The 20,940-nt window shown below is 52.7% G+C and carries 15 protein-coding genes and 1 rRNA gene; 5 read left to right on the top strand and 11 right to left on the bottom strand.

All coding sequences use genetic code 11. The features are described from left to right. The first annotated feature begins 1 nt into the window (after position 1). Positions 2 to 1,762, top strand: coding sequence for a glycoside hydrolase family 13 protein (locus H3T89_RS04755; RefSeq protein WP_015021195.1), 1,761 nt, complete (start codon positions 2 to 4; stop codon positions 1,760 to 1,762). A gap of 189 nt (positions 1,763 to 1,951) precedes the next feature. On the opposite strand, the gene H3T89_RS04750 is transcribed toward H3T89_RS04755, so the two are convergent. Next, positions 1,952 to 2,554, bottom strand: coding sequence for a YesL family protein (locus H3T89_RS04750; RefSeq protein ID WP_198216377.1), 603 nt, complete (start codon positions 2,552 to 2,554; stop codon positions 1,952 to 1,954). A gap of 210 nt (positions 2,555 to 2,764) precedes the next feature. Here H3T89_RS04750 and H3T89_RS04745 point away from each other — a divergent pair, with 210 nt between their 5' ends. Both H3T89_RS04745 and H3T89_RS04740 read left to right on the top strand, forming a co-directional pair. Then, on the top strand, positions 2,765 to 3,784 hold the full coding sequence (locus H3T89_RS04745; RefSeq protein ID WP_198203556.1) for a LacI family DNA-binding transcriptional regulator: 1,020 nt from the start codon (positions 2,765 to 2,767) through the stop codon (positions 3,782 to 3,784). Positions 3,785 to 3,948: 164 nt separating this feature from the next. Then, complete coding sequence (locus H3T89_RS04740; protein WP_198216376.1) at positions 3,949 to 6,450, top strand: glycoside hydrolase family 31 protein; 2,502 nt, start codon at positions 3,949 to 3,951, stop codon at positions 6,448 to 6,450. 237 nt (positions 6,451 to 6,687) lie between these two features. Here H3T89_RS04740 and H3T89_RS04735 read toward each other — a convergent pair whose 3' ends face one another. The 4 genes from H3T89_RS04735 to H3T89_RS04720 all read right to left on the bottom strand — a co-directional run bounded on the left by H3T89_RS04735 (position 6,688) and on the right by H3T89_RS04720 (position 11,294). Then, positions 6,688 to 8,028: an ABC transporter substrate-binding protein gene (locus tag H3T89_RS04735; RefSeq protein ID WP_198216375.1), complete on the bottom strand. Its 1,341-nt coding sequence runs from the start codon at positions 8,026 to 8,028 to the stop codon at positions 6,688 to 6,690. A gap of 173 nt (positions 8,029 to 8,201) precedes the next feature. After that, entirely contained in the window at positions 8,202 to 9,038 is an 837-nt protein-coding gene (locus tag H3T89_RS04730) for a carbohydrate ABC transporter permease (RefSeq protein WP_198203553.1), read from the bottom strand. Further along, complete coding sequence (locus H3T89_RS04725; RefSeq protein ID WP_198203552.1) at positions 9,035 to 9,889, bottom strand: carbohydrate ABC transporter permease; 855 nt, start codon at positions 9,887 to 9,889, stop codon at positions 9,035 to 9,037. The genes H3T89_RS04730 and H3T89_RS04725 overlap by 4 nt, the downstream gene beginning before the upstream one ends. 697 nt (positions 9,890 to 10,586) lie before the next feature. Next, the gene (locus H3T89_RS04720) at positions 10,587 to 11,294 is read right to left on the bottom strand and encodes a histidine phosphatase family protein (protein ID WP_227028590.1); all 708 of its coding nucleotides are present in this window, start codon (positions 11,292 to 11,294) and stop codon (positions 10,587 to 10,589) included. Between the two features lie 58 nt (positions 11,295 to 11,352). Between H3T89_RS04720 and H3T89_RS04715 the strand changes: the two genes are divergently transcribed. Then, positions 11,353 to 11,715 (top strand): DUF4235 domain-containing protein, encoded by a 363-nt coding sequence (locus H3T89_RS04715; RefSeq protein ID WP_110416718.1) that lies wholly within the window; start codon positions 11,353 to 11,355, stop codon positions 11,713 to 11,715. Between the two features lie 211 nt (positions 11,716 to 11,926). Further along, positions 11,927 to 12,772 (top strand): nitroreductase family protein, encoded by an 846-nt coding sequence (locus H3T89_RS04710; RefSeq protein ID WP_015021187.1) that lies wholly within the window; start codon positions 11,927 to 11,929, stop codon positions 12,770 to 12,772. A gap of 31 nt (positions 12,773 to 12,803) precedes the next feature. Here the strand turns inward: H3T89_RS04710 and H3T89_RS08910 are convergent, their stop codons facing one another. From H3T89_RS08910 to rrf, 6 genes are all read right to left on the bottom strand, one after another. Then, positions 12,804 to 13,055, bottom strand: coding sequence for a hypothetical protein (locus H3T89_RS08910; RefSeq protein WP_015021186.1), 252 nt, complete (start codon positions 13,053 to 13,055; stop codon positions 12,804 to 12,806). A gap of 42 nt (positions 13,056 to 13,097) precedes the next feature. Then, positions 13,098 to 14,036: an aldo/keto reductase gene (locus tag H3T89_RS04705; protein WP_198216374.1), complete on the bottom strand. Its 939-nt coding sequence runs from the start codon at positions 14,034 to 14,036 to the stop codon at positions 13,098 to 13,100. A 46-nt stretch (positions 14,037 to 14,082) separates the two neighbouring features. Further along, positions 14,083 to 18,258 carry an Ig-like domain-containing protein gene (locus H3T89_RS04700; protein WP_198216373.1) on the bottom strand — a complete coding sequence of 1,392 codons (4,176 nt, stop codon included), beginning with the start codon at positions 18,256 to 18,258 and terminating at the stop codon, positions 14,083 to 14,085. A gap of 690 nt (positions 18,259 to 18,948) precedes the next feature. Further along, positions 18,949 to 19,701, bottom strand: a complete 753-nt coding sequence (locus H3T89_RS04695; protein ID WP_198216372.1) for a tyrosine-protein phosphatase — start codon at positions 19,699 to 19,701, stop codon at positions 18,949 to 18,951. A 189-nt stretch (positions 19,702 to 19,890) separates the two neighbouring features. Beyond that, complete coding sequence (locus tag H3T89_RS04690) at positions 19,891 to 20,556, bottom strand: NAD(P)H-binding protein (protein ID WP_198203547.1); 666 nt, start codon at positions 20,554 to 20,556, stop codon at positions 19,891 to 19,893. A 299-nt stretch (positions 20,557 to 20,855) separates the two neighbouring features. After that, positions 20,856 to 20,940, bottom strand: a 5S ribosomal RNA gene (gene rrf, locus H3T89_RS09190); the annotation flags it as partial.

Below are 20,940 nucleotides of genomic sequence, written 5' to 3'. Positions count from 1 at the left end.
CATGACAACGAACAACTTGAGCGAGGACTGGTGGAAGCAAGCGGTTGTGTACCAGGTTTACCCTCGTAGTTTCAAGGACGTTGACGGGGACGGAATCGGAAACATCAGTGGTGTGACTGAAAAAATCGGCTACCTGCAGGAGCTGGGCATCGATGCCATCTGGCTCTCACCTTTCTACCCGTCGGATCTGGCCGACGGCGGCTATGATGTCATTGATTATGAAAACGTCGATCCGAGGCTGGGAACCTTGGAGGATTTCGATGCCATGGTTGAAGCGGCACACCAGGCCGGCCTCAAAATCATCGTGGATATCGTGCCAAACCACACTTCCAACAAACATAAGTGGTTCCGGCAGGCACTAAAAGCCCGCCCTGGATCAGCTGAGCGCGATCGGTATATATTCCGCAAAGGACGAGGCAAAAATGGGGAGCTCCCTCCCAACAACTGGATGTCCATTTTTGGCGGCCCCGCCTGGGAGCAGGTTGAAGACGGGGAATGGTACCTGCACCTCTTCGCCAAGGAGCAGCCTGATCTCAATTGGAAGAACCGCGATGTTCACGAGGAGTTCAAGGATATCTTCCGCTTCTGGTCCGACCATGGCGCCGACGGATTCCGTATCGATGTTGCGCATGGGCTGGCCAAGGACCTCGACAGTAAACCTCTGTCCGAACTCGACGCTTGGCCTGTGCAGCAGCAATCAGCCAGTCACAATTACGAGCACCCGCTCTGGGACAGGCCTGAAGTGCATGACATATATAAAGAATGGCGGCAGGTGTTCAACGAGTACGAACCTCATCGCTTCGCCGTTGGAGAAGCCTGGGTTGTGCCGGAGCACCAGCACCTTTATGCCTCTGAGGACGAATTGGGACAGGTCTTCAACTTTGAATTCGCCAAGGCCGATTGGAATTGCCAGGCGTTTTCAGCGGCAATCAAAGAGGGCCTGCAGGAGGCCAAGGAATCCGGATCCACGACTACATGGGTCATGAACAACCACGACATTATCCGTTCCGCCACACGGTATGCGCTTCCTCAAGCGGAGGATCTGGATACCCAGCAACTGGGAAAGGACTGGCTGCTCCGAAACGGTCAGACTTATAAGGAAAACCGCGCTGTCGGTAATCGTCGCGCACGCGCAGGTTTCCTTATGGAGGCGGCTCTGCCAGGATCCCTTTACATTTATCAGGGAGAGGAGCTTGGCCTCTTTGAAGTTGCTGACATCCCATGGGACCGTCTGGAGGATCCAACCGCCTTCAGATCAAGTAGGGAATTTACTGAAAAAGGACGAGATGGATGCAGGGTCCCCCTGCCTTGGAATTCCGAGGATACACCGGAGCCAGCTGATTGGAACAGGAACTTTGGGCAGGGTGCCTCATTCGGCTTTTCTCCCAAAACCAAGGCTGATGGCACCATTGCCGACGATCCTCATCTTCCACAGCCTCTATGGTTCAAGAAATTCGCGGTTGATGTCGAATGTCACGATAAGAGCTCAATGCTCAATCTATACCGTACGGCAATCATACTGAGGGCTCAGCTTCTGACGGCCACAGGCAACAAGACCATAGAATCCATTAATCAAAACCACGGGGTATTGACCTATACGCGCTCGGCCCTTCTTGACAACAAGCCTGGTCATCTGGTCTGCATCACCAATTTTACACATCAACCTGTGGACGCCCCTGAAGGTCGCGTTGTCATCTCCTCGGAACCGCTTGCCGGAGGTAAAATTCCAACCGATACCTGTGTTTGGCTAGTTAAAGCCTAAGCGAGACCCCTATATTGAGAGAAGAGCCGCCACCAATTGACCGGAATTCATCTGAGTGGCGGCACATCGCTTCGACAAGGTTGCCCTCATTTTCAAGAACCTCCAGCATTTTATGCTGGTATCTTGCTCTGCATATCGGTCTTGTCGCTCTCCACGCACCCTCTGGTAAGGCTGAAGCGCCCCGGCCGGCTAAGCCTGCACATATTTGACGAACACCTTCTCGGTAAGCGGGACATGAAGCATCGTGATTACACCAAATCCCAGGATCAGGAGCAGGATCAAACCTTGGGGCATGAAGAACCAGGAAGCTGCCACGAGACCGAAATAAACAACATCAATCAACACCATGGCTACGGTCTCACCTAGATAGGCAAACCCGAAAACCAAGGAATTAAGCAGGGTACGCCCCACAGAATTAGTGAACCTCGCCTGCAAGGGCCAGACCCAATCAAAGGCGACAAGCCAGACGATACTTAATCCGAATTTGGGAATGAGCAGGGGTGTGATCTGCAGAAATATCCAAGATGCAACCAGAACCGCCAGAAGCGGGCCGAAAACGAACCATAAAAGGGTGGATTGAAAAAAATTCTCCTTGAAAGCTCTGAAGTAATTGACCGTAACCTTTCCCTGGCCTTGCAACGAGCGTCGTGAGGCAACCTGAGCCGCAGTCAAAGCTGCACCAATGGTGATTATTGGAATACAGGTTATCAGCATCAGGACATTGATCCATATGGCATCGACCAGATCAGACAGACCTCGCATCAATTTTGAATCAGGTGACAGGAACTCCATCCCACTCCTTGCCTGGTCATACTCAATGCAGATATCAGGATATGCAACGTTTTCATATTACATCCTCGTTTGTAGCACATTCAATCCGTCGAGCCCCATGGCAGCAACCCGATAAACGACCCTTTTCCATGGATCGTTGCTCTACCACGCAGGTCGTGAACTAACATTTACTTGTATCAATTTTTGCAGGCGCACAAAATGGGGCACAATATGACTGTCAAAATACAGAATGTGGCAGATGCAGCAGGGGTCTCCGTATCCACTGTTTCTAGAACGTTTGCAAGACCAGATCTGGTTGCCAAGGGCACCAAGGCCAAAGTCATGCAAGCTGCCCACGCCTTGAATTTTCGCATATCACGGTCCGCAACAGCCCTGAAATCAGGACAATCCCTAAGAATCGCCGTGCTCACCAATGATCCGACAACCGAGTGGTTCAATTCGCAAATTCTTGCTGGTCTGGATTCCGTATTCCATACCGCCGGCTATGACATATCCATTTACCGGATCAACAGCGGGGAATCCCGCAAGGCTTTCTTCGAGGAACTCCCCATGCGGCGCAATGTCGATGCCGTCATCGTCTGCTCTTTCAACATTGTCGGAGAAGAAGTGGCCAAACTGAGCGAGATGAATGTTCCTGTCATCGGCATCAATACGCCACCCGAGCAGGGGTTTAACGCAACTGTTTCCATTGATGATGCCAAAGCGGTAAAAGCAGGTGTAGAGCACCTTATATCCCTCGGCCATCGTCACATCGCCTACGTCACAGTACTTAACGAGTCAAAGAACCTACATTTCAGCTCTGAAGCCAGGAAAAAGGCCTTCCTCAGATCCTGCAAATCCAGTAGCGAATCAATCAACCCCTACGTGCTTGAGGTCGACCCCGGGCAGGATCTGACCAGTACTATTCTGGGCCGTCTCACCTCTGATGCTAGGTCGTGCACAGCGGCTTTCTTCGAAAGTGACCGATCTGCCATACCGGTGCTCTTCCGTCTAAGACAATATGGCATCAAGGTTCCCGATGATTTTTCCATACTTGGTTTCGATGACAGTCTTTACGCCGACGAGATCGGCCTATCGACACTGCACCAAGACCCTTTCATCAACGGACAGTCTGCGGCCAAAAAGACGATGGCGCTGATTGAAGGTGATCCATTGGAAGAACCGTACGAAAAACCGCCCGTTCGCCTCTTACTTCGTGAAACGACAGCAGTCTGTAAAAAGCGCACATGACAATCAACGTCCACTCAGGATAAAGAAATACACACCAAATAGCAAACGTTAGCATTATATTAACTAATTAAGCATATTTATAGCTTTATTGGTGTATGAATATGTTTGCATAGTATGCTGGAAAATGACAGATATAAAGAAACTGCTGAGCAAAGGAGCATTGCATGTCTCGTCGTTCGTCCTTCCATCCCTTGATGGATCCCGACTCGACTATCACCGGACAGCATTGGCGGATAGGCATCATTACTGATTCCCTGCTACGACTTGAATGGTCTGATTCCGGTAACTTCGAAGATGAGATGACACAAATAGTAGTAAACCGCAATTGGGATGCCAAGCCTCATTACACCTCCACCGTCGAGGGCGATAGGCTGATTGTGGATACCGCCAAGATGCATCTGGTTTATGACAAAAAGCCTTTCAGCAAGGAGGGACTGAGCGTAACTGTCAAAAATGTTCCTATCACGCACAATAACACCTGGCATTATCAGGACATTCAGGAAGGCAACCTACTCGGCACCAGACGAACACTTGATGGAGTCAATGGCGAGGCGCCGCTCGATCCAGGAGTCGCGTCCTTCGACGGATGGGCCATACTCGACGATTCCAGGAGCAATGAAGTTATTCCGAGTACGCACTCATCGCAATCCACAACGAACCCATTCGGCACAATCCGTCCAAGGGCCAACTCCAATGTCGACCTGTACATATTCGGATATGGGCATAGATACAAGGAGGCCGTCCAGGATTTCTACCGGCTATGCGGCCCGACACCACTAATACCGCGTTTCACTCTTGGCAATTGGTGGAGTAGATATTATCCATACTCGGCGGATGAATACCTCAGACTTATGGATCGGTTTAACGCCGAGGGCATCCCGCTCGCAGTCGGAGTGCTCGACATGGACTGGCACCTGACGGATATTGATACCAAGTACGGATCCGGTTGGACCGGGTACACATGGAATCAAGAGCTCTTCCCCGACCATGCAGATTTCCTGAAAGAGCTCCATAAACGAAACATTCGGACAACCTTGAACGTACACCCAAGGGATGGCATCAGGCCTTTCGAGCAGGGTTACGCCAAGGCAGCCAAGTCGATGGGGCTGGATCCCAAGAACGAGAAGACCATTGATTTCGACTTGACCAATCCTGATTTCGTCCATGCTTATCTGGATTTGCATCATGACCTCGAAGATGAGGGCGTCGATTTTTGGTGGCTTGATTGGCAACAGGGCGGGGTAACCAGACAGAAAGGTTTGGATCCTCTATGGATTCTCAATTATCTGCATTACCTTGACTCTTCACGCAGAGGAACCAGAGCTCTGACCTTTTCAAGATATGCGGGGCCCGGTTCGCACAGATATCCGATCGGTTTCTCTGGCGACACGGTCATTTCGTGGAAATCGCTCAATTTCCAGCCATACTTCACTGCAACGGCCAGCAACATCGGATATGGATGGTGGAGCCACGATATCGGCGGGCACATGTTCGGTTACCGTGATGAGGAACTAGAAGCTCGTTGGTATCAGCTTGGGGTATTCAGCCCCATCAACCGGCTTCATTCAACCGATTCCAGTTTCAACAGCAAGGAGCCTTGGAATTACCACCCTGAGATCATGCAGTCGATGGTACGGGCCTTGCGGCTTAGGCACCGTCTGATTCCTTATCTGTACACCATGAATTGGAGGGCTGCGATTGAAGGGCTGCCCATCGTGGAGCCAATGTATTGGGATAATCCAGAAACCTCCGCCGCTTACAAGGTCAGGAATCAGTATATGTTCGGCAGCGAACTCATGGTCTCACCCATCACTGAGCCACAGAGCCATGATGTGCAGAAAGCCCACACTGATGTCTGGTTCCCCCAAGGAATATGGTTTGATTTCTTTGATGGTTCAAGGTATGAGGCCAAATCGGCGCAAGGCCGATATATGCAGGTTTGGCGCGGGCTGGACCGCATACCGGTCTTTGCTAAAGCGGGGGCTATCATCCCTATGCAAAAACTGCAGACAGGCTCCGGCAACATCAACGACACCGACAATCCGGTTGATCTAGATATCCTGGTCTTTCCGGGTGCCAGTAACCACTTCACCATCCTTGAAGATTCTGGATGTGAAAGTCCTCAAGCATCCGATGCCGCATCTACATCAATTACTACGTTATGGTCGAATGAAGACGGCAAATTGACAGAGCTGAGAATAGCAGGCGCCAAGGGCAATCTTGCAGCGTTGCCGACTGAACGCAACTGGACCATCAGATTCAGGGGCGTCACCAAAGGCACATGCAGGGTGATAGTTGACGGAAATGACCGCGCAGCTACAATCGACTACGATGAGGCAACCGAGACGCTGTCCATCTCTGTGAAGAAGATTCCTGCATCATCAACCATACGCATTCTTCCCTCCAAGGACAGGCCCATCATCATAGCCTCCAAATCGGTGGTGAGCGAGTCATTCGCCGTACTGCGTGATGCCCAAATCGCATACACCACCTTAGAGGAAGCCTACTCCATCATCAAAGCCGAAAAGGGCGGTTCCATAGCCTCGCTCATGTCGGTAGGCGAAGTCGACAAGGCCTCGGGGCGCGACCAAGAAACTGGAGCCAGCCCGGTGATACCGCAAGCCGTGCTCAGCGCCCTTACCGAGGTGTTGACCCGGGCCAGGTAATCATCATCCAAACCTATATAAACGAACGGTGCCTGCCCAAACTGATTGGGCAGGCACCGTTTTAAATCCTCGCCTGTCAGATTTTAACCACGCACTAGCCGAACTGAACGACCAGCCATAATTCGCAGCCGACCATGCCACTGAAGAAAACTAGGGGGAGGGGGGGGGGGCACAGACAGGCTCAATGGTGCTACGCAGCCCGGTAAGGTTTTACGCAGCACCGTCTTTTTTCATGCCTTACTGCTTGTAAACCAGGTTATATTCCTTGGCCCAATTGTCGCTGAACACCTTTTGAACGGCATCCCAGTCACCTGTTCCTTGTGCATAGTTCAGCATCGCGTTTCCCAGATCCTTCTGCCATTGATGGGAAGGCGTCACTGCACAGACACCATACACGTCGTATTTTCCTTCCTTTTTCAGCTTCGTATATTCGGTATAAATCGGGTTCTTGGGAGCGTACTTCTTGCCAGAGAACGTCTTGAAAGGCGTGAGGAAGCCCATGTCCTGCGAAATGGAAGTCCTGGCGGCATCAGAGGTAATCAGCCAATCAATGAATTTCTTAGTTGCTTTTTGGTTGGCTTTGGGAGCCTTGGAGTTCACAACCCAATAATTGCTGGTAACAGTATTCAGACCCTGATCTTCTTCTCCTTTAACATCAAGATAGATAGGCAAAACACCGATATCTGAATCCTCGACGCTCTGGCCAGAGATGTCGGTATAGGACCAGGTGCCACTCTGAAGGAATAATGCCTCTCCAAGAGCAAACTCAGAAGTGGCGTCTGACATGGATTTACCCGAAATGGCCGACACGGGAACGGTCGAATCATGAATGTACAGATCCCAGATCTTCTTCATATTCGGCACGTAGGTTCCTTTCACCGCAGGAACGGTCGTGTTCATATCCCAGTTGTTGTCTTTGTACTCATAGAAAAGAGGACCACTGGGCAGATGATAATTAAATCTGTATCCCGATGTATCGTCCATGCCTGCTGAAGTAAAGGCTCCCTTGACGCCAAGGTCATCCTTATGCTCCTGGACCTCGTCGGCGACGGTCTTCAGCGCTTCAAAATTGTTAAGTTTGGACAGAGACTTTACGCTCGCCCACGATGACTTGAAGTACTTGTTCAGAATTGCCTTATTGTAAATCAGGCCATAGGCATCGATGGCAAAGGGAAGTGCCACTGGCTTGTCATCAGCTTTCAGAGCCAACTTGCTATCAGTAAGCTCTTTGTACCCCTGGGTGTCGGAAAGATCGGTACCGTACTTTTTCCACTGTTCAAGATTCGGCGGGCCGTCCACCTGGAACATAGTCGGGGCATCACTCTTGGCTATCTCTGATCGAAGCGTCTCATCGTAATTGGGGCTCGTCGTAATTTTCGTCTCGATGCCTGTTTCCTTCTGGAACTGCTTGGCAAGTTTCTCCCAGTACTTGGCATGTTCCGGTTTCTTATTCAGGTAATAGACCTTGCCATCTGCATTTTTATCTGATGTTCCACCGCCGGAGCCGCATGCGGTCGTCATTCCTACACATAAGGATGCGGCGACGGCAGTGATGATGATTTGCCGAACTTTTTGCATTTTCTTTCCTATCTTTTTCTTTTTCAGTCGCTGGTACGACTTGGTTTTCGTTACAGTTTCAGCAGCACGCAGAAATATAAGGGTCTTCGCGGTACTCTTCCCCCGATCGGAGAACTGCGACCAAGCCAGCCCTGCAGATACAACAGTGAAGCAAAGACTGGCTTTCTGAGGAGTCAGCCCTTTACTGCACCAGCTAAAACGCCCTTGATGATGTACTTCTGACAGAGCAAATAGAAGAGAAGGATTGGAATGATGGCCAAGACCAGGCAGGCCATCATAGCGCCCATGTCCACACTGCCATAGCCGCCTCTGAGGTATTGGATGGCAATACTCATCGTCTTGTATTTGCTTATGTCAAGAGTCAGATACGGAAGAAGGAAATCATTCCAAATCCACATGGCCTCAAGGATGGCAACCGAAATTATGGATGGTCTCATTATCGGGACAACGATACTGAAGAATATCCTCGGAACGCTGGCACCATCGATCATGGCCGACTCTTCAAGCTCCTTGGGAATCCCTTTTACCACTCCCGTAAACATGAAGACAGCCAAGCCTGCGCCAAATCCCAAATATATGAACCACAATCCCCAAGGCGTATTGAACCCGAGCATGTCAGCCAGTTTGGAGAGTGTGAACATCACCATTTGGAACGGTACGATCATGTTCAGCAGAAACAGGGTATACAGCGTTTTAGCTGTCCAGTTGTTCACTCGGACAATCCACCAGGCACACATTGAGGTACAAACAAGAATCAGTAAGACAGCACCCACAGTGACCACAATGGTCCAGCCGAAACTCACAAATAAGTTGGTCTGCTCAATTCCTGTACGATAATTCTCCAAACCGACAAAAGCTTTGCCCTTGGGTATGGAAAAAGCATTCCTAGAGATATAGGCTTTTTGCTTAAAGGAATTGATAAACACAAGAACAATGGGGAAGATCCAGACCAACGAAATGGCGGCAAACAGGAGGGTCCATAACAAATTATGCTTTCTCTGTGCGTTCATGCCTCTACCTCCCGGCTGGTCGTGATCTTGTTTTGCACCAATGCAATGACTGCCACAATCACGAAGAAGACCACTGCCTTTGCCTGCCCGATACCTTCAAAGCCTGCACGGCCATAGAAGGTCCTGTAAATGTTCAACGCAAGCAACTCAGAACTATTTGATGGGGCGCCATTAGTCAGTGCCAGATTCTGATCGAACATCTTGAAACCATTGGTGACTGTCAAAAAAGTGCAAACGGTAATGGACGGCATCATCAAGGGGATAACGACCTTGGAAAGGGTCTGCCATCTGTTGGCGCCATCAACGGCGGCCGCCTCGATTAAATCGCCAGGCAAAGCCTGTATGCCGGCAATGTAGATAATCATCATATAGCCGATTTGCTGCCAGCAAACAAGAAGCACCATCCCCCAGAATCCATATGTTCCGGAGAAGGTGATCGACTTCCCCCACGTCTGCAGAACTCCGTTAAGCAAGAGAAGCCAAATGTAGCCCAGAACGATGCCACCAATCAGATTAGGCATGAAAAAAACCGACCTGAACAGGTTGGATCCTTTAATTCCGCGCGTCAGCATATAGGCAATCGCAAAAGAAGCGATATTCACGACAACCGTTGTGACAATGGTAAAAAGCACCGTATACCAAAGCGCATGAATAAAGTCAGGGTCACTGAAGACTGCTGCATAGTTGCTCAGACCCACCCACTGGGAATCGGTTACGGTGCTGAACCTGGTAAAGCTTAAATACACTCCCATCAGGAATGGAACTATAAAACCTATGATGAAAGCTATAAAAGTCGGCAAGGCGAATAACGCCCACCACCTCTTGACTGCTTTCCCGGCCATTGAAATCATTCTTAGCCATACTCCTCATTGAGATATGAATCAGCGTCTCTAAATCGCCCAAGTACTGCTGACTGAAGCCAACAAATCCCAACTGCCAGGGAATATATCTTCAAAGACAGCACAGGGTGATTAGCAAGAATCAAAAGTCGCGTGAACCCCCGTGCACACAATTTTCAATACTTCTTCGATACTGATATTGTCATCTGGATACGAAAACCGGCAGCCTGGACCAGCATATTCCAATGAACATACGCATCCGCCAGAATCCTATAATCCGTGAATCCGACTACCTACATATCAGACCTTTCTTTTTGGAGCAGCTAAACAGGTGTCTGAACCTGTCTGGCACCCTTTCGCATCATCAATTTAATTATGCATGAAAATACCGAAAAAGCAAACGATGGCATTTTGTAAATCCGCTTATTAATTAGAAAGTTGACCCGATGCCGGATATAAAATAGCAATTATAGTATAACGTTTGCAAATACAGCAGACTATAGGTCATATGAATCAGATGCTGGTATTTGCGATTGAGAAGCAAATACGGAAGTTACAGTGAACTTCTTGCATCACCAAGACGCTTAAGATTCAAGCAACAGTGCCAGCGATTGATGCACCAAAATAGCTCCCCCAAGAGGTTCCGAGCCATATCAGTTCATGCACCAAAGAGGATTCAAGCGCAGCAAGTAGCTCTTGAACATTCGACTCAGACATTCCATTGCTTGAGGACACGCTGATTCTGGTAGATGCTTAGAACACCATAGTGAGCTGTATCCATGCGCAAAAGCTGGGCCTTGTTCGGTTCCAGATCCAGCCACTGGGTAACCAGAATGCGCAAAACATGTGCATGGGCGACCAGAAGAACGTGCCCACCGGCACGGATAACAGGTTCGATCCGATCAACAACCTTGCGTGTGCGTCGGGCCACTTGATTGAGAGTTTCCCCCTCCGTGACATGGACTTTGATACGCTCGCCAGAGGGCAGTTCAGTCTCCCAGTCTTTGACCGGGAAGCGACGCAAGGCCTGGGGGCCGTCGACCCAAAGACGCCAGTCCTTCCTCATTTCAGTACTTACCTGCGCTGGTCGGCACCCTTCAGCGCGGCCATAATCCCACTCCATAATTTCAGGCATATCAGTAAGCCGATTAAATCCAGCCAGCTGAGCGGTTTCCCGGGCTCTCTGCAGGGGACTGGAAAAAATAAATCCAGGATCGAATCCTTCTGGAAAAGCACTTGCCAAACGCTCGCCTGCTGCCTTTGCTTGGTTCCTGCCTTCAGCTGTCAGGGGTAGATTCGTCCTGCCGGTGTACTGACCCGTTTCGCTCCATGCGGTCTGCCCGTGGCGCAGAAGTACGGCATATCCATTGTCAAGGGCATCCTTGCCTGATGCAAACGCTGCAAGTACCATGGCCATGATTTTATCATGCACAAGTGAGCGGTATTAAGGCCCGGAAGCGTGGAATAATGGCCATATGGACATGGCAAAACGAGAACCGAACAATCAGGCCGATCAACTGGTCGGCGCATTCAGCCGTATAGATGAAAAGGTGAGCCAGATGCGTTCTTTAGCCGAATCTGATCAGGAGACTCTTATGGACAAGTTGCTGAAGTTCGCTCTTCCCAGCATCGCAGGGTTGCTGGCCGGCAAGCTCTTCCAAGCGTTCTGGAGCAGTCTGGTACGCAAGCGCAATGGTGACATGGACACCGAGGAGGGCGATCAAGAAAGCGCAACGGCCGGGTTGCTCTTTGCGGTACTTTCGGCGGCCGTGACAACCCTGGCTTCAGGGCTGATCGAACGCGGATCCCAGACTCTGATCGACAAGCGCCATAAGTAGGCAACTCCAACCAAGCTGCCGCAAACCTGCCCGCCGAGTATTTACGAAGGCAGCGCATGGACTGGCTTCCACAATTCGGCATATCACCTCTCCAATCTGAGCAGATCCACCTGGAATACTTCTGCCCGATTGGATATATGTCACTATTCTCAGAGCAAGATTATCTTCTCAGTTCTTGTGTCTCCCTGCCTACGATGGTCACAATGACATCATGACTACTTCAATTCAGACCCCCGCTGATGCCGGGAAGAGCGATCAATCCGCCAAATCCGAGAGAACCGTCCCCAACCAGACCATCAGCACCCTGCTTAACCGCCGGACCATCCGGGCCTTCACCAATGAGGCAATAGACCCTGACACGATAGCCATTCTGGAGGAGGCGGCCCAGCATGCCGCCACTAGTCGGTACTTCAATGAATGGTCCGCCATCCGCATCACCGATTCCGACAAAGCCCGGACCATTGCCGACATGGCGCACCAAGGTTACGTGTCCCAGGCACCCCTCCTATACATCTTCCTCGCAGACCAGCGCCGGAATGCTGACCTGGCCCGACAGGAAGGCGTCGATATTGATACGGACTCGTTTATACTCAATACAGGGTATGCCTTCCTGCAATCCCAGAACGACGCCGTTCTTGCTCTGCATGCCATGGAGACAGCCGCCAACTCGCTGGGCCTGGGAGCCGTCATCCTGGGCAGCGTCGTCAACGACGTAGACGGACTGATCGACCTGCTTGACCTGCCCCGCCTAGTCTACCCGGTGCTGGGTCTGGCCATTGGCCATCCTGACCAGGATCCGCCCATGAAGCCCCGCATGCCCCGGCCCGCGCAGATATTCATCGACTCCTATGGCCAGTCCGACAGGCCTGGTGAGGCCGCCCGGGCCCTTAAGGACTTCGACGAAACGGTCAAGCTCTACTACCGGGACCTGCGCCATATGGACGCTCCTCGCAAGGCCTTTAGTCAGATCATGGCCGACAAATCCTGCAGCCCCAAAGAGGGCCATGAACCCATGCTCCCCTCCATCCAGGCACAAGGCTTCGATATGAGTCGATGACCTGCAAGCGCCATTGCGGCCAGAAGTCCCCTCATTTCACATGCCTGGGCTTATACCCTTTCTTCCGCGAGTGCGGTTTCAACTGCTGGTTGAAGGGCACCCGGGCATAGGAACCCGGCTCATGGCTGGTCAGATGCCATGCACCGCAATACTGGCATCGGTACACCCAGAGCCGGGCACCCCGCTCCATCAGACTTTGATCAGCAGCTCGCAACGCCTTCGCCTTGTCGTGATACATGATTTTCGAGGTGCTGGAACATCGTTTGGGAGTGAAATAATGCATGGAATACCTTGATACTGAACCTCTTGACCCGCCGAAATCGCCTTAAGGGAGGTCATTCCCGGTGGACAGATAGAGGTCGTACCACTCCTGGGCGGTAAGTTCCACATCGGCCCCGGCGGCCATCTCGGCAATACGGGAAGGGGTCATAGACCCAAGCAAAACCTGCATGCCGGCGGGATGACGAAGAATCCAAGCCACAGCGATGGCACTCTTGCTGACGCCGTACTTCCCGGCCACCTTCTCCAGACGTTCATTCAGCTCCGGGAACTTGGGATTGTCAATGAAGACCCCCTCGAAGAACCCAGTCTGGAAGGGGCTCCATGCCTGGATGGTCATCTGCCTCAGTCGGGAGTAGGCAATCAACCCACCGTCATGGTCCAGGCTGGGCCCGTCAATCATATTGACATGGAATTCCTGCTGAATCATGCCGGTATGGCCCAGCCCGAACTGAATCTGGTTGACATCCAGCCTCTGGCTGACTCCGCTCTGAAGAAGCTCGACCTGCATGGGATTGACATTGCTGACACCGAAGTGGCGAACCTTCCCCGAAGTCTGCATAGTGTTGAAGGCCTCCGCCAGCTGGTCCAGCTCGACCAAGGTATCCGGTCTGTGCAGGAGCAGGTAATCAACGTAGTCCGTATGGAGGTTCTCGAGCTCCTGGTCAACAGCCGCAATCAGGTGCTTGGCAGAAAAGTCATACCGTGTGATTTCATCGTTGTCAGGATTACGGAAGATGCCGACCTTGGTCTGGATGCCAATACTAGACCTGTCGACGCCGAGATCCTTCAGGGCCCGACCTAGCACCCTGCTGCTCTCGCCGTTATGGTAGCAATCGGCCGTATCGAAATAGTCGATTCCCGCATCCAGTGCCTTCTGCACTATCTTGGCAGCCTCTTCGGACGACTTGGTATTAATCCGCATGACTCCCAGGGCCACCCGGGAGGCTTTTACACCCGAGACCCCAATATTCATATATTTCATGTTTCTTCCTTAGAAATTCAACTGATGCAATCCTATCGTCGCGCCCCTACGATTCGCGCTCATCAGTGTTGTTTCTACGCCAGGAGATAGCCGTAACCAGGGTCGCTAGGGAGGAGACAAACAGTGCCAGGATCATCAGGATGGCAGGGCGAACTGAAGCACCAGTCGCGCTGAGGACCGTATTCCCGGTGTCTGATGAAGAACTGGTGGAACTCTTCCGACCATGGTCTGGACCAGGAAGCTGATGGGTGGCATCGGAGGAATGGTCTGGACTAGAAAGCTGATGGGTGGCATCGGAGGTATGGTCTTCATCGCCATCTGCGCCGCCATCCGTGTCACCATCCGTGCCACCATCCACGCCGCCAACCGTGCCACCATCCGTGCCACCATCCACGCCGCCAACCGTGTCACCATCCGTGCCACCATCCGTGTCCAAAGGTTCCTCCCGCAACCCCAGAAGTCCTGCGTTCAGGTTGGCAAGAGCCTCATTAACCTCGGCCTGCAAAGCATCAGGATCGTTGATGATCCGTTCTGCATCAGCCAGGGCCGTCCTCAACGCAGCTGCGCTGGCAACCGTGAACTGGTGGCCTGCAGAAGGCTTGACGGCTTTAGCCTGATTCACCTTCTGCGTCAGAGAAGCGGTATCAGCCGGGGACACCACATGAATCTCGACAGATGCCGCAACCGCCGCATTCCGGATGCTGGTTGCTGTAATCCTGTATGTCCCAAGAGGCGTGTCCTGATTGGTTCGGACCTGCCCGCTTTGGTCGACAACGGGGAGGTTCTGCCGCAACTGCCGACTAGAAACTCCCGGGGCAACAGTCCATCTGATCTTTTTGCCCCAGTCATCCGGTTCAGTGAAGGGGGCTGCTGTGTGGACCTTGAAGTAAATTTCTGCATTCCTGCCCTGAATTACCTCGGGCCGCTTCATCTTCAGCTCAATCGATTCAGGCCTAGGGTGGGTACGGACCTCCTGAATGGGTTTCAGATTCGAGGGGTTGCTGACACCCATGGGCAGGCTGACACCGCCAGGGAAGTGATAGGTGCCAGGGTCACTATTCTCCGTGTAGTTGGAGGGATCGTCATCCCAACCAGTCACGGTCAAATCCACCTGCTTCCCTGATGCCAGGCTGGCCTTGACCGTCGTGGGCATTCCCAGCTCCTGGCGCGCCAGTCCAACAGGCTTATCCATGGCGGGCAGGGATTCGAAGGACACAATCGGATCGGACTCAACTTTGACCTGGGCTTTTACCATGGTGGTATCGTCCTGTAGCCTTCCCTGCACTGTATACACGCCGTCGTGAGTCAACAAGGCCGGGTCGACCTTCCAATTCACAGCCTTCCGAATGAACTTCCCATCGGAATAACCGACCAAGACGTTTTCAGGCAAATCCGGGACTTGCCCGGGCTTAACGGTAACCGAAACGTCCTGCACCGAAGTGATATAGGTATCGGAAATAAGCAGCTGCGGCGCCAGACTGTGTTCATCGGTAGGTTTGCTCACACCGGCGGGCACGGTCAACAGGCCGCTTTGGAAGTCGGCATAGGCCTGCTTGGCCCCCTCCACCGAGAAAGCATCAAATCCGCCATTGTCACGATTGAAGTTGGGGGTATCGCTCATCGGGATGTCGACAAGTAAACTAATCGGCCCCGTCAAATGAGAACCACCCATACTCCGAAGGATCGAGGTCACATCAATGTCGACGGCATACCCATTGTCAATGATCTCCTTGTTGGTGAAGACCTGGTGGGCGCCGGGCCGGAGTTGGACATAGTCGGGGATATTTTCGCCGGTCCCCAGCGGCTGATGGTTGGCCTCGGTCACCTCGCTATTGAGAGGACCGTTGGCCCAGGTAAGGGTGCTCTGATCCCATCCCGGATCGGTCCTGTATACGTCAATGCTGAAAGCGGTATTGTTCAAACGTTCCGCGTCGCTGCTCCCCGCACTGGTGTTGATGTCGAACCTGAACAGGTAGACCCGCAGTTTGGCCTTCTTGATCTGGTCGGTCTGGCCGGGATAGGCAGAGGGATCGACCTTGACATAGAAACGGCGGTTGTATGAGGCCGAAGACGAATTCTTCAGCTTCAGAGCAAGCTTGTTTGAATAGGAGACACCGAATGGGTATTTGTCGCCAATGGCCTTGGATGAGGTTCCAGGCTTGGCGCCCAGTGCTTCGCTTGAGCCCCGCTCAACCGTGGCCGCTTGATCAGCCAAGGACCTGATATCCCTGAGCTTGCCCGAACCCATCTGCCCTGTTACAGTCACAGTGGCCTTGGCCAGATCGGGAATCCCCTGGATCCTGCCCGTAACGGTAAACTCACCCTCCTGACTGAACTGCTTGAGACTGAGCTGGTCCCAGGTGACCGGCATGCTGGTCACTTTCTCGGTGTTGGATCCGCCAGATGACTCCTTGACAGTGACATTCAGGGTCTCCGGCAATGCCGGATAAACTCCAGCAAAAGTGCTGACCCTGGTCTCCGGAATCTCGTATCTGGTCGTAATCTCATTGTTTGATATCTGATTGGCTCCAATATCGATGCCGCGGTCCTTGGTACTGCCTCCGAACATATCCTGATTAGGCGCACCCTCCATTCTGATACCAGCAGCGACTGCAGGGCTCTCTGTCTGAATTTTGAAGAGAGAAGCCCGTTCGCGCATCCGATCGACCTGATTGGACCAGGGAAGGGAAGTCTCAGGGTTGGAGAGGGTTGTAGCAAGCTGATCCCGGATTACCTTAGCTGCGTCCGTGTTCTTGTCGATATCCAGCTTCGGAGCTTGGAAAACGTTTCCTGCTGCTTTCAGCTCATCGACAGTAGCGCCACTTGCAGCGGTCGGAACAGTATCGGGCCAGATCAGGTTGTGCTTGATGAAGTCGCCCGCATTATTGTGCAGGCTGTGCTCTATGGGCTGACTGCCGTCCGGCGGATAGGCTGCCAGGAACTTCAGACTCCCCGAACCTGTCTTGTAGAGGATGTTATTGGTGAAGTAAGCGATGGTGCCGGAGTTGTCGCCGGAGTTGCCCTCCCCGAAGAGGGATGTCGAGACCCCGTCACCCACGTAGAAGGTGTTGTTGTATATCTGCGGCATGCTGGCACCAGGATCGGATATCCAGTAATGGAAAAGACTCTGCTCCTTGTAATCGTAGGAGCCGTGACCAGGTCCGGCTGCATTCGTGCCCGAGTTCCCCGCCCCGTCGTTCACCGAGATGTTGTAGCGGATGACAGAGTTGGTCTGGTTGCTCATGAGGAGCATGAAGCCGCCACCGTTGTTGTGGCTGTAGTTGTATTGGTAGGTGATTCGGTCGCAGCCCATATCGATGTCGAAGGCCTCGCCGTCGTTATACCCATGGGTATTGCCGTACACCTCGTTGAACTGTAGGAGGACGTCCTTGCTGGCCATGGCCCAGATGGCCGCGTAGTTCTCGGTTCCATAGTCCGCGTTGCAGGCCCGCACCACGGTATTGCCCTCAACCAGCCCCTGCGCCTTGTTCTCTGAGATGACGATGGCATCGCCTGCAATATCCTCCAGGTAGTTGTTCCTGATGGTGACCTTCTCAAAGAGCCCAGGGGATGAGTCATTGGAACTGTCCGCCTTGGTTCGTATGCCTTCAAGGCCGACACGCCGAACGATATTGTTCTGTATGGTCAGGTTATGGAAGCCTGTGTTGGTCACTCCGTCGTCTAAGGTCCGCCCGTCCGGATCAACCCAGTGTCCCAGAGCGATGATTCCTCCAACGGCCTTCAGGGTCTGCGGCTTACCTTCTCGTCTGGCTTGCAGGTAGTACTCTGATTGAACATCATGGACATAGCAGTTCTCGACCGTATCGGATTCAAGCATTCTGTCCAACCCGAACCCCAGCAGGAGTATTCCGACCCTCTGGGCGTCACCGTGCTTTTTATAGCCCTCAAGGTCTTTCTGTTCCGGTGAATTGGTGACTTCAAGGTTCCTGATTGTCCAGTATTCCTGGTTGGTCAGCTGTACCGCTCCCGACACATACCTTTTAAAGGAGCCCGAGCCATAGGTCCCGCCGCCGTTGATGACAGGTCGTCGTGCCGCCTCATACGAGGCAGACCCATCTGTCTGGCGGGTATAGAAATCCAGAACGATCTTTCCTGTGTCGCTACCATCCCCTTTCGGGCGTATCTGCCCCTGCCAGGTAGACCCGGACTCAAGAAGGATATGGTCGCCTGGCGCGAAGGTCGTGGCTGATATCTTGTCCAAAGACTTCCAGGCCCGCGTCGAATCCAATCCATCATTGGCATCATTGCCATGACTTGAATCAACGTAATAGGTTTTACCGGTCTTTGACACACCTACAGAAGTAAAGGGTCGCGCATCGCCGACTGAGGATCTTCCAGCAGTACTGGACGGCTCCGCCGCCATAGCCTGAACCGGCCCAATCAACCCGGTCAGCACCAGCGCAGCTAAGGTGGCCAATGCCGCCAAGATCGCAGGCAATAATCGGATTCTCCGTCGCAATGACTCACGTATGACAGACAAATAAGCCTGCTCTGCTGCATTTCTATGATTATTCCCGCTTACGTTCATATCTGTTCACCTCTGAGCTTCGTTATGAACCGGTTGGCCCCTGTCATTAGCACAATGCGGTTTCAACTTTGATTACCGCACTACCTCATATATAGTATGATGCCTCACACTTCAGAACAGATAACTTTCAATCTGTTGCAGTTGGTAGTTGCACGTAACGAGGATAAGACCAGTCCCGAGGAACCATTCACCATTCCCCAAGTACGAACTCAATAAACAAGGAAGGAGGACAGAGTTTTGTTGCAGATGTAAGACGGGACGGTGACAGTCCGCAGAACGGGAACAACATGTTTGGAAGGCAGTCTATTCAGATATACAAAGTGGGGACTATGGTGAAGTCTCCACTTATCCAGCCTTATAAGTTTACTCCAGCAGGTTGCTGCGCAGGGCATCTACCTGGTCTGACCCGAACCCTAGAGCCTGCTGGGCATAGGTGAAGACATCCCCGTAAGCCTCGAGCATGGTCTGTTGGGCATGGGCCAGGTATTCTTTCTTGACGCAGAGCGCAATCTGTAGTGCATCCAGTGAATCCTGGTCGAAGCCCTTGGCGCGGAATAGATCCAGCAATTGATTGTTAGCCTCGACCCGCTCCACGTTGGTCTTCAGATAGTCCGCAAACACCTGGTCGTCGTCTACCTCCAGCAGCCAGAGGACCAAAGCCGCGGCGAATCCGGTTCGATCCTTGCCGGCGAAGCAGTGGAAGAGCGTGGCACCCTGGGTGTTGCCCACGACGATGCGCAGGAAGCGCCCATACCCCTGCTGGGCCGCAGGATTCATGACCAGGTCATGGTAGACATTCAGCATGTGGCCGTTGACCTGATCCGCCGAACCCAACGATGCGAAATCGTCCAAACTGGCACTGTTGGTGCCGCTTTGCTCCAACAAATCGATGTTGGTGAAGGTTACGCCGTCAATCCGATCATCCGGGCTTTCCTGTATTTCGAAGGGCCTGCGGAAGTCCACGACCTGGGTCACCTGATAACGGTTGACGAGCTCTTGTTTGGTCTCCTCGTCCAGGCCGACCAGCTGTCCTGACCTGATGAACTTGTAGGGACGGACCTGACGGCCGTGGATGGTCCGGGTGCCTCCCAGATCACGAAAATTGGTGATATTCATCAATGACCTCCTCGAGATCCGCCCTGCCTCCAAGCAAACCCTGCCTTCAGAAGGGACACGGGAACTCAGTATGCCAGCGCGCAATCAACAGCAACAAGCATTGCAACCAAGGTACCATCCCCCATGCTGTGCAGACACGCCATAGTCTGTCAACGGGAGGCTCTTCTGAGGAACTCGGTTGGGTTTCATTCACTGCTTTGCAGTGAGGGCCTGCCTGATGGGTGTGCTGCCACCGACGATGTTGTAAATCCTGTTCGCGGTCTGGGGGAGATCGACGCAGTCGGCCAGGCATTGTGCCACGTCGGGAATCGGTATGGGCCCGGGTCCGTCTGGCTCCACCTGGATTGTTCCTGTGCCTTCCTGCTCGGTGAGGCTGCCTGGCTCGATGATGGTGTAGTCCAAACCTGAGCTGATCAGGTACTGGTCAGCCATGTTCTTAGTCACGTAGTAGTCGGCTAGGGCGTCGATGGCTGGTTTGACCTGTGGCTGCTCCCAGCGCAGCCAGTCCGCTGCATACATGGCCCCCAGCATGATGTACCTGGTGATGCCGACCGCTTTAGCGGCCTCTATGGTCTTCATGGCTCCCAGGGCATCGATCTGATTGATGTCCTTGCCACGTGAGCCTGCGGTGAAGACGACGACGTCCGCATTCGACTTGCGGAATGCGTCGGTGACTTGGGAGAGCGGGTCATGCAGGTCCAGGGTCATGGGCTCCACCTGCCGGCCTGCTGGAATCTTCGAGGCTCCCCGAGCGCAGGCGACCACCTCGTGGCCGGCTTTTACCAAGTCCTCGCAGGTCGATGCGCCCACTCGGCCTGTGGCTCCTACAAGAATGATTCGTTTGCCCATGCTCATCCGCTTTCTTCGCATATGTGTTTGCGTATATGATTCGGCTGCTTCTCATTCTAGATCTTGTGGGCATAAACGACAGGCGGTAAAACCGGCCTGAGCTTCCGCGCCCGTGCCTGCAAATCTTCGATTGCAGACTGCTGGTGAGGGGCAGCCTCTCTTGCTCAGCCTGATCGTGGCCGCTTATTTCCCGTGAGGCTTTGCGCACGGATGCAACATTACCGGACCTGAGTCTGAGAAGATATGGAAAAAGGGAGGTCTCTTCAGGTTTATCCTCCTGAAGAGACCTCCCTATGTAGGTGTAGTGGCGGCGGTGTGCTACTCTCCCACACTCTTCCGGGTGCAGTACCATTGCCGTGCTGGGTCTTAGCTTCCGGGTTCGGAATGGGA

Source organism: Bifidobacterium sp. W8114, from assembly GCF_016101165.1.
In the GTDB taxonomy this organism is placed as follows: Bacteria; Actinomycetota; Actinomycetes; order Actinomycetales; family Bifidobacteriaceae; genus Bombiscardovia; species Bombiscardovia asteroides.
The sequence above is the reverse complement of the archived record's forward strand: the minus strand, read 5'-3'. Positions and strand labels throughout refer to the sequence as shown.